Here is a 13,810-nt window from a genome sequence, read left to right as displayed (position 1 = left end):
ACAAGCTCTCAACTCCGTCACGGTCCGGTGGGCTGGCGCTCGGAAATCATGGCCTCGGCATTCTGGACAAGCTGCCTGGGCAACACCAAGAGCGGCTCAGGCTCGAACGCCGACAAGCCTCACCCGGACATCAGAATGCCTTCTCCGGGCCGCCTGTCGTCACACCATCGCGCGCTATGCGATGGCCGAAGCCATTGTGAAAATAGGCAGGTACATGGCGATCACGATAAAACCAACGGTCACACCGAGAAATACCATCATCATAGGCTCCAACAGTGCCGTCAGATTCGTCACCGCTTCATCCACTTCATCCTCATAAAAATCAGCGATCTTTCCGAGCATGTTGTCGAGCGCGCCGGTCGACTCGCCGACGGATATCATGTGGGTCACCATTTTGGGAAATACCTCGCTCTTGGCGAGAGGCTCCGAGATCGTCTTCCCTCCGCTGATGCTGACCCGCGCTTCCATGAGCGTGCCCTCGATCACCTTATTGCCGGACGTCTTTGCGCAGATCGATAAGGCTTCCAAGAGAGGCACGCCGCTGGTAATCAAGGTGCCCAGCGTGCGGGTAAACTTCGCGACGGAGGCTTTTCTGATCAAGTCCCCGAACACGGGCAGCTTTAAAACAAACTTGTCAACGGCATACCGGCCTTTCGTGGTCGCGTAATACTTCTTGAATACAAACACGGCGGCAACGATCACACCCAGAACCACATACCAATAGGACTGGCAAAAGTTGCTCATATCGATGACCAGTTGTGTCGGCCCCGGCAATGCCATCTTTCCGCCCGACATGTCCTTGAACATCTTCTCGAACACCGGAATAACCCAGATCATCAACACCGAAATCACGATCGTGGCAATGCCGACGATGGCGGCGGGATACACCATCGCGCTCTTGATTTGGCCCTTGAGCTTCATGGCCTTTTCAATGTGCTTGGACAGTCGCGCCAGAATTGTATCCAGCAAGCCGCCAACTTCGCCGGCATGCACCATATTGATGTACAGGTCGTCAAAAATTTTCGGATGTTTCCGCAGGGCATCCGAGAATGTCGAGCCTCCTTCAACTTGGACTTTGATTTCCCCGACCGCCTTCCGAAGCGCGGCATTTTCCGATTGCGTGGAAAGAATCTCCAGGCATTGAATCAGCGGTAAGCCGGCGTTGATCATCGTCCCGAATTGACGCGTAAATACTACCAAGTCCTTGTCCGTCAGCCCGGACCCGAGGCTCAGCGTAAATCCTTCCTTCCCGGATTTCTCCTCCAGGCTTGTCACCACGACGCTTTGCTTGCGCAATTGGTCGACAGCCTCATCGCGGGTCTTCGCGACAAGTTCACCCTTCTTCACTGCCCCCGACTTGCTTCTTCCGACATATGCAAAGGTGGCCATGGGCGTGTCATCCTGTTAGGGCTCGATGAGCCGGTTAAAAAGCGGCGCTGCTACCGGGTGAGTCTACTGGGGGGTCAAAAACCTGTCAAAATAAATGCGTTTTCTGCGCGCACACGGACGCGCCTCTGACAGGAAGGGGCAGGTCGGAACGCCACTTAGTGGGAGGAACCCGCCGCCTGAGTGCGGCGATAGCCCCGATAGAGGTAATGAAGGCCCGAGGCAAGCGTGAACGACACCATCAGGAGCAGCAGAGGAAAGAGGGACCTCTGCTGGGAGCCGTGCCAGACCGTGAAGCCCACGAGGCCGACATACGCCAGTTGAAACAAGGTGGTGCCTTTCCCGAGCCAGGTGGGCGTAATGTCGATGGATGAGTTCGTCACATGCGCGACCGCCGTGCCGAGCAACAACATGACGTCCCGACTGACGACGACGATCACCACCCACGAGGGAACCAGATGAAGCACGGCGAGCGTGAGAAATGACGATATCAGCAGAAGCTTATCGGCGAGCGGGTCGAGAATTTCCCCGAGTTTCGTCCGCTGGTTGGTTTTGCGCGCGATCAATCCATCCAGCGCATCCGTGATCCCGGCACAGAGCAGCGTCACCAGCCCCGCGCCGTACCGCCCATAGGTCATGAAGCCCACATAGACAGGGATTAATAAGATCCGCAGAATCGTCAAACTGTTGGGTATATTCATGAGACCGCGCTGAGTCCCTGCCTCTCGCCTGGTCAGGGAGGCATCTTAGTGAGGGTGTTTCCAGCTTGTCAACGCGGTTGCAGTCGAACGCGGGGCCGCCTATAATTCGACCTCCGTCTCATACCCGAACCCGTGGAGGACCCGATGAGCGCGCTGCCCCTCATGTTGAAGAAAGAAGGCCTGGTCGAAAAGCATCAATTGGAAGGGGTCGATCCGAGCGATCGCTATTTCAGCCGCGCCGTATTAGTGAATCGTACCGGCTCGGGCTATACCGCGAAGGTCATGTACGAAGCCCTCACCGTTCAGGGCGATTCCTATTCGACAATCGGCGCAGCCGTTCTCAATATCGTCGAGAAGCTGCAGGGACTGGGATTCTCGCGGATACGCACCAGGGCTAATTTCAAAGGGACCCGCTATCTCGCCGAGAAGGAAACGTGGGTCGAGTACGCCGATCCTGCCTAACGACTCCCGGCACACTCCCGCCAGACAAGATCGTGAATCATCGGGCGAAACGCCCGGATGAGTTCGTTTTTCCTCGTCGGGTGCACTCGATTCGAGAGCAACACTACCTCCAATTCCCGGTCCGGATCGACCCAGATGGAGGTCCCTGTATAGCCGAGGTGACCGAACGAATTCGAAGAGAAGTACTGCCCGGATGAAGAGGGAGACGACGGCGTATCCCACCCCAAAGCCCAACTCGATCCGGGAATCCGCTGTTGCCGTGCCGTGAACTCCTGAACAATCGCGGAATCAAGCAGTGATGGATGGCCCCGATACGCCCGAAGCCAACTCCCCGTCACAGCCAAGACAGATCCCGCCGTTCCGAACAGACCGGCATGACCGGCCACTCCGCCCAATGACGCCGCATTTTCATCGTGCACCTCTCCGCAGAGCAGCCGTCCCCTCCAGGAATCCTCCTCTGTGGGCGCGATCCCTCCGTGCGCAACAGCGGAGGTCTGCCGGACATGTTCCGCTTCTTCCAGCGGGATAAATCTGAGCAGATCCGCTTCCGGCGGCCGGGCGATCCGTTCGCTGAAAAAGCGGTCCAACGTCATTCCGCTGGATCGTTCGACGACAAGCCCCAATGCCATAAATCCCAAATCGCTATAGAGACTCCGCTCCCCGCGCCCATAGATCAAGGGCTCCTCGTGCAGCAGCCGCAGCAGGCTCTGCTTGGCCTCGGTCCTCGCCCCCTCTGTCACCGGAAGAACGGCATTTGCGCTGAGACGCTCGTAATACCCGCGCCACCCGGGCAAGCCGGAGCTGTGCGTCAGGAGATGCCACACCGTCACCTCTCCGACTGGCGCGCCGGCTAATTCGGGGAGAACGGTTTCGACGCGATCCTCGAGGTGACAGTGCCCCTCCTGGAGCAATAGGGCTATCGCTGTCACCGTCGCCAGCGGCTTCGTCAAAGAGGCGAGATCATAGACGGTCGAGGGCGTCACCGCCTGGCCTGGAGCGAGAGCAGACAACCGTCCCACACAGGCCAGTTGAACGTGAGATCCGCCGGAACGTACGGCGAGAACGGCCCCGGGGAAGACCCCGTCGCTCACGGCATGATCGAGGGCCGCTTGGATAGCTGGAGAAACGGACATGATGGGCAGATCACTCACTCGGGCGAGAGGCGCTGCAAGGCACGTCACGCACAGCATCCGGAAAAAGGACACCGGGGCGCCTGAAGCTTCGCAGGGCCGCTACCTCGCGGGGCTCGACTCCCCTTCCATCTTCTCTTCCGGCATCGCGGCGCTGTCCTGGTAGGCCTCGGCGGCCTCCACATCAAGCATGCGCTCAAAGGTATGGAGCGTCGCGCGCATCCGTTCCAGCATCAGAAACCGCTGCTTCTGTAACTGCGAAAGATCCCGCTGCGTGTCGGTCAATTCAACGCGGGCCTGGCGGAGGATCTCGCCGGCTTTGAATTCCGCCTCTTTGAGTACCAACTCCGCCTCGCGCTGGGCGCTTCGTTTCACATCCTCCGCCAGCGATTGCGCCGCCACCAGCGTGCTCGTCAACGTGGTTTCCGTCCGTTTCAACTCGGATACCTGCTGCTCGGCCATCGCCATCCGCTCCCGCAACTGTGCGTTATCCCGGTTGAGCGCCTCAACGGTCTGCGCGAGCTCTTCGAGAAACCGGTTCACTTCCTCACGGTCATAGCCGCGAAACTTCGTCCGGAAGACCATCTGCTGAATGTCGAGCGGTGTGAGATGCATGGCGCCCCCCCATTCGTTGAATCAATTCATCTGCAACGCGAGATCTTTCAGCGACTGCACGACCGCAAACTGGAGAAACGTCAACAGCAGAATCGCGATGATCGGCGACAGATCGATGCCCATCCGCCAGCCTATCCAGCGTCGGATCGGCTCCAGCACCGGCTCCGTCGCCCGACTTAAGAATTGGACAATCGGGTTCCACGGATCGGGGTTGACCCACGAAATCAACGCCCGCGCGATAATAATCCACATGTACAACCAGAGGACATAGTCGAGGACCGTGGCCGCTCCGAGCAACACATTGCGAAGCACAAACATCAGCGTCCCAACTCCTGCGACCGCTTGGTCGCCGTTTCAACCGCATCGATGAGCGTCGCGCGCAATCCACCCGCCTCCAGCCGATGCAATCCGGCAATCGTCGTTCCTCCCGGGGAGGCCACACGATCTTTGAGTCTGGCCGGGTGTTCACCGGTTTCCAGCACCATCTTGGCCGCGCCCAGGACGGTCTGCGCGGCCAGGAGTTCCGCGGTTCCCCGGGGAAGCCCCATTTTCACGCCGCCATCCGCCAGCGCCTCGATCGCGAGAAAAACATACGCCGGTCCGCTGCCGCTCAACCCCGTCACCGCATCCATAAGCCGCTCTTCGACCGCAATCACCTTGCCGACCGACTCGAAGATCATTCGCGCGGTAGCCGCCTCGGCATCCGACACGCCGGCTCCGATTGCCAGGGCGGTCATCCCCTCGCGAACCATGGCTGGGGTGTTCGGCATCGCCCGGATAACCTTGGTTCCGGCCCCGCACTTCTCCGCGATACTGCGGATGGGAATCCCGGCCGCCACGGACAGCACAAGCGTCTTCTGAATCTCAACCGGAGCGTCTTTCAACACTGCATCAAGGACCTGCGGCTTCACCGCAAGCACCACAATATCGGCCCACAACAGCGCGTCCCGATTGGACTGCCCCACACGAATCCCATACTGGCGCTTGAGCACATCGAGCCGGTCGGCAACCGGATCCGTGGCCCAGATCTGCTCGGGAACACAGAGGTTCGCCGCGATCAATCCGCCGACCAAAGCTTCGGCCATCTGGCCGCCGCCCACAAAGGCCAGTTTCTGCGTGAGCGTTCCCTTAGACATGCCGCGCACCAAAAATCGCCGTTCCGACGCGAACGAGCGTCGCCCCCTCTTCAATGGCGACCTCGTAATCGTGCGACATGCCCATAGAAAGTTCCTGCATCGTCACAGCGGCGACTCGTTGATCGGCGATCCGGCCCGCCAGTTCCCGCAAACCGCGGAAATAGGAACGCGCCTGCTCAGGCTCAGGGGTCGGGGGAGGAATCGTCATCAACCCTTGTATCCGGAGATGAGGCATGGCGCCCAGCGTCGGGATCTGGTCGACAATCTCATCGGGATGAAAACCCGCTTTGGTTGCTTCGCCACCCATGTTGACTTCCAAGAGAATCGCCTGCGTGATGCCTGCCTGACCCGCGCGCCGATCGATTTCCTGCGCCAGCTCGACAGAATCCACGGAATGAATGACATCAAAGAGACCGATGACCGATCGCACCTTGCGGCGCTGCAGTTGGCCGATAAAGTGCCACCGCACAGACGCGTCTCGCAGACGCTCCATCTTCGCCAGAGCTTCCTGCATCCGGTTTTCACCCAGGAGACAGAGCCCCGCGGCAATCCCTTCCTGAATCCGCTCCACAGAAACCGTTTTGGTGGCCGCGACGAGCCGGACACTCTCCGGAAGCCGTCCGGCTCGCTCCGCCGCGTGACGGATGTTCCCAAGTACCAGCCGCACACGCTCGCCAACGGAATCCGCGTTCTCCGGCTCCATGGTCCCCGTGATACCGTACCATCCATAGCCCGACCATCTTGTCCGCTGCCGCCATTCTAACGGAAGGCCCGGGGAATTGGCAGGGGCTTCGTGCCGCTAGCGAATCGGCGCCAATCCAACGGCGCTCACCATCGTCCCCAGCACTTTCCCTTCCCGGCGATACGAGAAAAACAAATCCTCATGGCAGATCGTGCACAAATTCACGCTCGTCACGCGCTCGGGGTCAATCCCGTAGTCCTGCACCTGCCGCCTGATCAACGCCTTCAGATCGAGGTGTGCGGTGCGCTCGCGATGGTCGCGCAGCACGGCCTCCCACCAGGGGAACCGCTCTCGCACCTGATCGAGGACCGGCTCATCCACCTCATAACAGCACACACCGGCCGAGGGTCCGATGCTGACATGCAACGAGTCCGGATCCGCGTTGAATCGCGCCCGCATCAGCTCGAGTGTTTTCGGCACAATCCCGGCCACCGCCCCGCGCCAGCCGGCGTGAATCGCCGCCACGACCCGCCGCCGGGCATCATGGACCAGGACCGGCACACAGTCCGCCGTTCGGACCGCCACCATTGTCCCGGGCTGGTCCGTCACCAAGGCATCCCAGCCGCCTTCAAAGCGATCCGCTTCGGCCAGCGGACGGTCCACCACCAGCGCGTCGGTCCCATGCACTTGCTTCACGGACAGCAGCCACGACGCGCGCGCGCGGCCTCCCGTTGCGCGCACGGGCATCCCTGTCCCCAGGCGCAGCGCCGACGCGTGACGCCGCGTTCCGAAAAAATGCCTGACGCCGCTCCGAGCCGGCGCAAATGCAGGCACCGTAATGACAGGCGCATTCACCATACGAGGCTCCGTGGTCCTCCGAACCGCACAACGGTCCCGTTAGTCCGCCTGCTTCCGGAGAAATGTCGGCACATCCCATTCATCCTCGGCCACCAGCGCACGATCGATGGCTTCCCGGGATTCGGCCAGCCGGCGAAGATAGGTCGGACGATCAAGGTCTTTCATCGGACGCTCGGCCGCAGCCGCTGCCCCGACACCCACACCAGTCAAGACTGGTTGAACGGGCTTGGGAGTCCGAACCGCCACTCGTTCCGGGCTGATCGCCATCGCCGCCATCTCTTCCTCGGTTTCAAAGCCCGTGGCGATCACCGTCACCACCAGATCGTCGCCCATATCCGGGTTGATCACCTGACCGACGATGATGTTCGCCTCGGCATCGGCCGTCTGCTGGATAATCGACGCCGCCTCTTCAATTTCGTGCAGCGACATGTTCGGACCGCCCGTGATATTCAGCAACACCCCGCGCGCCCCCTGCACCGTGCCTTCTTCAAGCAAGGGACTGCAGATGGCTTTTTGCGCCGCTTCGATCGCGCGATTCGTCCCGCGCGCAATCCCCATTCCCATCACCGCCCGACCCGTATGCGACATGACCGTGCGCACGTCGGCAAAGTCGACGTTGACATGGCCGGTCGTCGTAATCACATCGGCAATCCCCTGGATCGCCTGCCGCAAGACATCGTCGGCCACTTTGAACGCTTCGAGCAGCGGCGTCGACTTATCGACGATGCCGAGCAGCCGCTGATTCGGAATCACCAGGAGCGTATCGACATGACGGCGGAGATCGCGAATCCCCTCCTCCGCATGCTTGTGACGCCGCTGGCCTTCGTATTGAAACGGCTTCGTGACCACGCCGACGGTCAGGATGCCCTGTTCCCGCGCAATGCTCGCCACGATCGGCGCGGCGCCGGTGCCGGTGCCGCCGCCCATGCCGGCCGTCACGAACACCATGTCCGCGCCTTCCAGGCATTCACGGATATGGTCTTTGCTCTCGAGCGCCGCATCTTTCCCGATTTCCGGCTTCGCGCCCGCGCCCAATCCCCGCGTCCGCTCCGGCCCCAACTGGATCTTATAAGGCGCCATCGACCGGTCGAGCGCCTGCAGGTCCGTGTTGGCCGCGATGAAATCCACCCGGGCCAGTCCCGAACTGATCATCGTGTTGACCGCGTTGCAACCCCCTCCGCCGACTCCGATCACCTTGATCCGGACCGGCAACAGCACATCTTCCTGGAATGAGAACATGGCGGCACCTCCTCACATCTGATCGCTGAGCGGCCCCATGCCGCGCGCGAAACCTAAAACACCTCGAACACCCGTTTCGTCCACCCCACCACCTTGGTCCATGGACCGCCGTTGCGCAGGCCGGCCGTTTCCAATTCTTCCGCATGACGGCGGGCGTGCAATAGCAGCCCCACACCCGTCGCATAACTGGGATGCGTCACAATATCCCGCAGTCCGCCGACACCGGACGGCGTCCCCCGCCGGGCCGGCAGGTTCAACACTTTCTCCGCCGCATCCGGCATCCCCTCGAGCAACGACGTGCCCCCCGTAATCACCACGCCCGCGCCCAGCATCCCTTCATACCCGGCGCGCGCGATCTCCCGGCGGACCAGGTCGAACATCTCCTCCACGCGCGGCTCAAGAATCTCGGCGATGTCCCGGCGAGAAAAGGTCCGCGCCGGACGATCGCCCACCGAAGGCACCTCGACCATGGCATCCCCGGTGATCAACTCGGTCCTGGCGATGCCCTGCTGCATTTTGATTTTCTCGGCTTCGGTCTGCGAGGTCAGGAGCCCGATCGCCAGATCCTTCGTGAGGTTCTGTCCGCCGATCGGCAGCACCGCCGAATGGCGGATGCTCCCGTCGAGGAAGATGGCCAGATCGGTTGTGCCGCCGCCCAGATCCACCATCGCCACCCCCAGGTCGCGCTCTTCCTGGCTGAGCACCGCCTCGCTGGAGGCCAGGGGCTGCAGAATGATGTCCACCACATCGAGCCCCGCGCGGTTTACGCTCTTGATAATGTTCTGCGCGGACGTCACCGCGCCGGTGATCACGTGCACGTTGACTTCGAGCCGGTTCCCGGAGAGGCCCAGCGGCTCGCGCACGCCTTCCTGCCCGTCCACCATGAATTCCCTCGGCAACACATGCAGGATGCGCCGCTCATGCGGAATCACCGCCAGCGTCCGCGCGCTCTCGATCGCCCGATGGATATCTTCGCGCGTGACCTCGCTCTTCTTCAGCGCCACCACCCCTTTGCAATTCTCTGCGGAGATGTGGCTGCCGGCGATCCCCGTATACACTGAGTTGATCTGCACCGCCGCCATGAGTTCGGCCTCTTCCACCGCCTTCTTAATCGACTCCACTGTGCTCTCGATATCGACGACGACCCCTTTGCGCAAGCCGCGGGACGGGCTCGATCCCACCCCGATGATGTTCAGCGCTCCGGCATCCGTCACTTCAGCGACGATGGCGCAAATCTTGGTTGTCCCGATATCCAGCCCGACAAGGATTTGATCCCGTTTCGACACCGCGATCACCCCCTTTCCCGCACAATCACTCGATTTTCATAGCGCAGATCGACTTCGTTGGCGCCATGGCTCTGCCCGTCAAAGGTCAGCGTCTTCAACGACGGCTTGACCCGCCGAAACCGCTCCCATTGATCGCTGAGAGCGTCCTGGCCGAATTGAAACTGAACCCCCCGGACAGAGGCCACCAGATTCGCCGGATTGGCGGCGTTGACTTGCAGCCGGCCGTCAAGCGTATTCCCCACCAATTTGGCCAGTTCGATCCCGGACTTCACCGCATGCCGCACCGCGGCATCACCCTGCGCCAGCCCCTTCGGATCAATGCCGGTCACCATCGGCAGGGCGCCCTCGTCTTCCTGCCCCAGTTTCGCCAGCACATGCCCTTCGTCGTCGCTCAGATAATTTTCAGTCCCGGAGTGAATCACGGCCGCCGGCGTCCGCTCGACGACGGAGATACGGAGTTCATGAAACGGGACACGCGTCACGTCCGCTTCCTTGACCCAGGGATGCAACTCCACTCGTTCCTTGATCTTCTCCGTCACGACGTGGTGAAGCGGCGTACCCGGCTGAAGATCCACCTGCGCCAACACTTGCTGCCGGGGGATACGATGCAGCCCCTCGACCGTCACCGTTTTGACTTCCAGCCACCGCTGCATCATCGGGCCCGCATAGTTCAGACCGGCCACGATGGCCCATCCTGCCAGCCCCGCGCCGGCCGCGATAGCACCCCGGCGAAGCAGTGTCCGGCCTTTTGCCCAGGCTTGAGCGCGGCGTGCCACCCGCTCCTGTTTTGCAGCGGACTCCGCACGCTCACCTTTCCACTGATTCTGCCGCAGTCCCGCCGGCCCATGCGGCTGTTGTCGTCTCACCGCCCACCGCCTCATATTCATACCTCTTGAGTCCCGCCGCTCATCCGCGCCGCGCGGTCGAGCGCCGATTGCAGGATACGTTCGACCAAGGCGTCATAGTTCAGTCCCGCTTGCCCTGCAGCCATCGGCAACAGACTCGTCTCCGTCATGCCAGGCACCGTGTTGATCTCCAACATATAGGGTTTGCCGCGAGGCGTAATACGAAAGTCCACCCGCGCCGCCCCTTCGCACCCCAATGCTTCGTACGTCCTCTGTCCGAGTTCGGCAACCTGCTTGGCAATCCTGGCCGGGAGCGGAGCCGGACAGAGATACTGCGTTTTCCCTTTTTGATACTTTGCGGAAAAATCGTAGAACCCGTCCGGGGCGACGATTTCCACCGCAGGCAACACCGCCACCTGTCCCTCCGGTCCGCCGAGGATCGACACCGTGATTTCATGACCCGGGATATAGGCTTCCACCATCGCGTCCGGATCATAGCGATGGGCCAGCGCGAGCGCCGGTTTCCATTGCGCCGGCTTGCGCACGATCGTGACGCCGATCGTGGATCCCTGCGAGGCCGGCTTCACCACCACCGGCAGCTTCAGCTTCGCCGCTTTCAGCGCCATCGCCAGTGAGGGCTGTTCACCCCGGCGCACCGCCGTACCGCCCGGCACGGGAACCCCCTGCGACGCGGCCAGGATTTTCGTCGTGACTTTGTGCATGCCGACCGCGCTCGCCTGGACGCCGGACCCCGTATAGGGGATCCCGAGCGTCTCCAGAAATCCCTGAATGGTGCCGTCTTCTCCTCCCGGACCGTGCAGCGCCAGAAAGGCGATCTGGATCTTGTGCTCCGTGAGATCCCGGAACAGATGCGGACCGACGTCGATGGCCACCGCCTGATACCCCCGGCGCAGCAGCGATTGATGCACCGCCTGCCCGGTACGCAGCGACACCTCGCGCTCGGACGATTGCCCGCCCATCAAGACGCCTATCCGCTTCTGTGTTAACCGACCAGTCTGCGCCATAAGTTATTCCTCGTGATCGGTGATCCGTGACGAGTGCTGCGTCGAACGTCGATTCATTCCGGCAACCTGCCCATCACGCATCACACGTCACCCGTCACATCCGTTAAGCCTGTCCGACGACCTTGAGTTCCAGTTCCAGCTTCACGCCTGTCTTCCGAGTTACCGCCGCACGCACCTTCCGGATCAGCGCCAGCACATCCTTCGCGCTCGCCTGCCCCCGGTTCACGATAAAGTTCGCATGCTTGTCCGACACCTGCGCATCGCCGACCTGCGCGCCTTTGAGTCCGGCCGAATCAATGACACGTCCCGCCGAGTCCTTCGGAGGATTCTTGAACACACAGCCGGCACTCGGCAGCGTCAGCGGCTGCGTGTCGCGGCGATAGTGCAGATAGTCTTTCACGACTTTCTCGATCTCCGCTCGCACGCCCGCCTTCAGTTGCAGCCACACACCCACCACAATCCCTGGCGGAAGCGTCGCTCGCCGATAGGCAAAGGGGATCTCGGAGACCGGCAGGTCTACGATCTCGCCCTGCATATTGACGAGCCGCACAGCTTTCACTGAATCTTTCATTTCGCCCAGCCTGGTCCCGGCATTCATGACCACGCACCCAGCGACTGTTCCCGGAATACCGGCCGCCCATTCCAACCCCGCCAGCGAATGGCGGATGGCATACCCGATGAGCGTCGGCATCCCCACCCCGCCTTCGGCATACAAGACCGCCCCCGGCTCCTCTTTAATCGCGCGCAGTCTCCCGAGGCTGACCACCACCCCCCGGATGCCCTTGTCCCGGATGAGGAGGTTGGTCCCTCCCACCACGAAGAGCGGAAGCTTCTGCGCCCTGGTTTGCCGGACGAGGCACACCACATCGTCAATATCAGCCGGCTCCACAAGTACATCGGCCGGCCCCCCGATGCGGAACGAGGTATAGTCTTTGAGTGGCGCATCGAACTGCACCGTCCCTTTGAGACCGGCGACCGCCGCGGCCAACCGGCGCTGATTGCTTGTCCGACGAGGCTGTGCATGCGTCCGACCCTGTCGAGCCATCGTGTTACGAACCGGGGGCCAACCGGGCCAGCAACCCAGTCCCGGCCTTCCAGATATCTCCCGCACCCAACGTCACCACCAGATCGCCGGGCTTCAAATGGGGCAGCACCTGGTCCGGCAACGACTCCTTCTTCTCGATGAACGTCACACCCTGATGGCCGGCTTGTTTCACGGCTTCGGCCAGCTGCGCGCCGGACACGCCGGGAATCGGCTGCTCGCCTGCCGCATAGATCTCCGTCATAAACACAAGATCCGCGTGATCGAAGGCGTGAGCGAACTCATTGACCAGATCGCGCGTCCGGCTATACCGGTGCGGCTGGAAGAGCACCACCAGGCGGCGATCCCACCCCTGCTTGGCTGCGGCCAGCGTCGCCTTGACTTCGGTGGGATGGTGACCGTAGTCGTCCACGACCATGATGTCGTTCGCTTCTCCCCGCAGATGAAACCGCCGTTCCACGCCGGTGAATGCCGCCAACCCCTTGCGAATCAAGTCGACCGGCACCTCCAGCTCGATCCCGATCGCAATCGCGACCAGCGCATTCGAGACGTTGTGAATGCCGGGAACGGCAAGCCGGAAAGGCCCGAGATTTTTCCCCCGGAAGTGCGCACGGAACTCGGCCCCCCATTGTTTGAGGCTGATGTCCGTCGCCTTAAAGTCCGGCACCAGCCCGTCCCGCTCCTGCAATCCGTAGGTGTAATACCGTTTCACAATGCGCGGAAACAGGGCCTGAAGCCGCTCGTCATCGGAACACAAGACCGCCACCCCATAGAAGGGAATCTTGTTGATGAACTCCAGAAAACTGTCGTAAATCTTTTCCATCGACCCGTAGTGGTCGAGATGCTCGCGATCCAGATTCGTGACCGCCACAATGGTCGGCGAGAGGCGGAGGAACGAGCCGTCGCTCTCGTCCGCTTCGGCCACCAGCAATTCTCCCCGGCCGAGCCGGGCATGGCTGCCGAGCGCGTTGACCTTGCCGCCGATCACCATCGTCGGATCCAGCCCGCCCGACGCCAGCACGTTGGCCACCATCGAGGTGGTCGTCGTCTTGCCATGGGCTCCCGCAATCGCCACGCCGAATTTCAAGCGCATCAGCTCGGCCAGCATTTCAGCGCGCGGAATCACGGGCACTTGTTTGGCCTTGGCGGCGAGCACCTCGGGGTTGGTCGCGGACACGGCGGAGGAAATGACGACCACCTGCGCCTCCCCAACATTCGCCTCCTGATGGCCGATAAAGATCTTGCCGCCGAGTTCTTCCAGCCGCCTGGTCGTTTCGGATGTTTGCAGATCGGAGCCGGTGACCTTGTAGCCCAGCGTGAGCAGCACCTCCGCGATCCCGCTCATCCCCGACCCGCCGATGCCGACTAGATGGATCTGTTGTGTTTTTCGAAACATGACGGTC

At 61.6% G+C, this 13,810-nt stretch carries 15 protein-coding genes; 1 reads left to right on the top strand and 14 read right to left on the bottom strand.

Annotated features, from left to right (window positions below):
- Window positions 1-174: 174 nt before the first annotated feature.
- Together ACO9S2_RS10295 and ACO9S2_RS10290 are read right to left on the bottom strand one after the other, a co-directional pair.
- Window positions 175-1,389, bottom strand: a complete 1,215-nt coding sequence (locus ACO9S2_RS10295; protein WP_423721926.1) for a type II secretion system F family protein — start codon at window positions 1,387-1,389, stop codon at window positions 175-177.
- Between the two features lie 155 nt (window positions 1,390-1,544).
- The gene (locus ACO9S2_RS10290) at window positions 1,545-2,087 is read right to left on the bottom strand and encodes a CDP-alcohol phosphatidyltransferase family protein (RefSeq protein ID WP_423721925.1); all 543 of its coding nucleotides are present in this window, start codon (window positions 2,085-2,087) and stop codon (window positions 1,545-1,547) included.
- A gap of 144 nt (window positions 2,088-2,231) precedes the next feature.
- On the opposite strand from ACO9S2_RS10290, the gene ACO9S2_RS10285 reads away from it, so the two are divergent.
- Window positions 2,232-2,549 (top strand): hypothetical protein, encoded by a 318-nt coding sequence (locus tag ACO9S2_RS10285; protein ID WP_423721924.1) that lies wholly within the window; start codon window positions 2,232-2,234, stop codon window positions 2,547-2,549.
- Here ACO9S2_RS10285 and ACO9S2_RS10280 read toward each other — a convergent pair.
- From ACO9S2_RS10280 to murC, 12 genes are all read right to left on the bottom strand, one after another.
- Window positions 2,546-3,682 (bottom strand): serine hydrolase domain-containing protein, encoded by a 1,137-nt coding sequence (locus tag ACO9S2_RS10280; RefSeq protein WP_423721923.1) that lies wholly within the window; start codon window positions 3,680-3,682, stop codon window positions 2,546-2,548. The genes ACO9S2_RS10285 and ACO9S2_RS10280 overlap by 4 nt on opposite strands.
- A gap of 99 nt (window positions 3,683-3,781) precedes the next feature.
- A complete protein-coding gene (locus tag ACO9S2_RS10275; RefSeq protein WP_423721921.1) occupies window positions 3,782-4,294 on the bottom strand; it encodes a DivIVA domain-containing protein in 513 nt (170 codons plus the stop codon).
- A 21-nt stretch (window positions 4,295-4,315) separates the two neighbouring features.
- Window positions 4,316-4,612 carry a YggT family protein gene (locus ACO9S2_RS10270; RefSeq protein ID WP_423721920.1) on the bottom strand — a complete coding sequence of 99 codons (297 nt, stop codon included), beginning with the start codon at window positions 4,610-4,612 and terminating at the stop codon, window positions 4,316-4,318.
- Complete coding sequence (gene proC, locus ACO9S2_RS10265; protein ID WP_423721919.1) at window positions 4,612-5,430, bottom strand: pyrroline-5-carboxylate reductase; 819 nt, start codon at window positions 5,428-5,430, stop codon at window positions 4,612-4,614. The genes ACO9S2_RS10270 and proC overlap by 1 nt, the downstream gene beginning before the upstream one ends.
- Entirely contained in the window at window positions 5,423-6,133 is a 711-nt protein-coding gene (locus ACO9S2_RS10260) for a YggS family pyridoxal phosphate-dependent enzyme (protein ID WP_423721917.1), read from the bottom strand. The genes proC and ACO9S2_RS10260 overlap by 8 nt, the downstream gene beginning before the upstream one ends.
- Window positions 6,134-6,229: 96 nt before the next feature.
- Window positions 6,230-6,970, bottom strand: coding sequence for a peptidoglycan editing factor PgeF (gene pgeF / locus ACO9S2_RS10255; RefSeq protein ID WP_423721916.1), 741 nt, complete (start codon window positions 6,968-6,970; stop codon window positions 6,230-6,232).
- Between the two features lie 39 nt (window positions 6,971-7,009).
- Window positions 7,010-8,209, bottom strand: a complete 1,200-nt coding sequence (gene ftsZ, locus ACO9S2_RS10250) for a cell division protein FtsZ (protein ID WP_423721915.1) — start codon at window positions 8,207-8,209, stop codon at window positions 7,010-7,012.
- Between the two features lie 53 nt (window positions 8,210-8,262).
- Window positions 8,263-9,501 carry a cell division protein FtsA gene (gene ftsA / locus ACO9S2_RS10245; RefSeq protein ID WP_423722493.1) on the bottom strand — a complete coding sequence of 413 codons (1,239 nt, stop codon included), beginning with the start codon at window positions 9,499-9,501 and terminating at the stop codon, window positions 8,263-8,265.
- Window positions 9,501-10,361 carry a cell division protein FtsQ/DivIB gene (locus tag ACO9S2_RS10240; RefSeq protein ID WP_423721914.1) on the bottom strand — a complete coding sequence of 287 codons (861 nt, stop codon included), beginning with the start codon at window positions 10,359-10,361 and terminating at the stop codon, window positions 9,501-9,503. The genes ftsA and ACO9S2_RS10240 overlap by 1 nt, the downstream gene beginning before the upstream one ends.
- 17 nt (window positions 10,362-10,378) lie before the next feature.
- Complete coding sequence (locus ACO9S2_RS10235) at window positions 10,379-11,365, bottom strand: D-alanine--D-alanine ligase family protein (protein WP_423721913.1); 987 nt, start codon at window positions 11,363-11,365, stop codon at window positions 10,379-10,381.
- A gap of 103 nt (window positions 11,366-11,468) precedes the next feature.
- Window positions 11,469-12,410 carry a UDP-N-acetylmuramate dehydrogenase gene (gene murB / locus ACO9S2_RS10230; protein WP_423721912.1) on the bottom strand — a complete coding sequence of 314 codons (942 nt, stop codon included), beginning with the start codon at window positions 12,408-12,410 and terminating at the stop codon, window positions 11,469-11,471.
- 4 nt (window positions 12,411-12,414) lie between these two features.
- Window positions 12,415-13,803: a UDP-N-acetylmuramate--L-alanine ligase gene (murC, locus tag ACO9S2_RS10225; protein ID WP_423721911.1), complete on the bottom strand. Its 1,389-nt coding sequence runs from the start codon at window positions 13,801-13,803 to the stop codon at window positions 12,415-12,417.
- Between the last annotated feature and the right edge of the window lie 7 nt (window positions 13,804-13,810).

This window comes from Nitrospira sp. NS4, assembly GCF_049546785.1.
In the GTDB taxonomy this organism is placed as follows: domain Bacteria; phylum Nitrospirota; class Nitrospiria; order Nitrospirales; family Nitrospiraceae; genus Nitrospira_D.
This window is presented reverse-complemented; position numbering and strand designations above follow the sequence as displayed.

Bases quoted from the DNA above. Each gene is read 5' to 3' on its own strand.
- ACO9S2_RS10295 (WP_423721926.1), bottom strand. From the start codon at position 1,389: ATGGCCACCTTTGCATATGTCGGAAGAAGCAAGTCGGGGGCAGTGAAG.
- ACO9S2_RS10290 (WP_423721925.1), bottom strand. From the start codon at position 2,087: ATGAATATACCCAACAGTTTGACGATTCTGCGGATCTTATTAATCCCT.
- ACO9S2_RS10285 (WP_423721924.1), top strand. From the start codon at position 2,232: ATGAGCGCGCTGCCCCTCATGTTGAAGAAAGAAGGCCTGGTCGAAAAG.
- ACO9S2_RS10280 (WP_423721923.1), bottom strand. From the start codon at position 3,682: ATGTCCGTTTCTCCAGCTATCCAAGCGGCCCTCGATCATGCCGTGAGC.
- ACO9S2_RS10275 (WP_423721921.1), bottom strand. From the start codon at position 4,294: ATGCATCTCACACCGCTCGACATTCAGCAGATGGTCTTCCGGACGAAG.
- ACO9S2_RS10270 (WP_423721920.1), bottom strand. From the start codon at position 4,612: ATGTTTGTGCTTCGCAATGTGTTGCTCGGAGCGGCCACGGTCCTCGAC.
- proC (WP_423721919.1), bottom strand. From the start codon at position 5,430: ATGTCTAAGGGAACGCTCACGCAGAAACTGGCCTTTGTGGGCGGCGGC.
- ACO9S2_RS10260 (WP_423721917.1), bottom strand. From the start codon at position 6,133: ATGGAGCCGGAGAACGCGGATTCCGTTGGCGAGCGTGTGCGGCTGGTA.
- pgeF (WP_423721916.1), bottom strand. From the start codon at position 6,970: ATGGTGAATGCGCCTGTCATTACGGTGCCTGCATTTGCGCCGGCTCGG.
- ftsZ (WP_423721915.1), bottom strand. From the start codon at position 8,209: ATGTTCTCATTCCAGGAAGATGTGCTGTTGCCGGTCCGGATCAAGGTG.
- ACO9S2_RS10235 (WP_423721913.1), bottom strand. From the start codon at position 11,365: ATGGCGCAGACTGGTCGGTTAACACAGAAGCGGATAGGCGTCTTGATG.
- murB (WP_423721912.1), bottom strand. From the start codon at position 12,410: ATGGCTCGACAGGGTCGGACGCATGCACAGCCTCGTCGGACAAGCAAT.
- murC (WP_423721911.1), bottom strand. From the start codon at position 13,803: ATGTTTCGAAAAACACAACAGATCCATCTAGTCGGCATCGGCGGGTCG.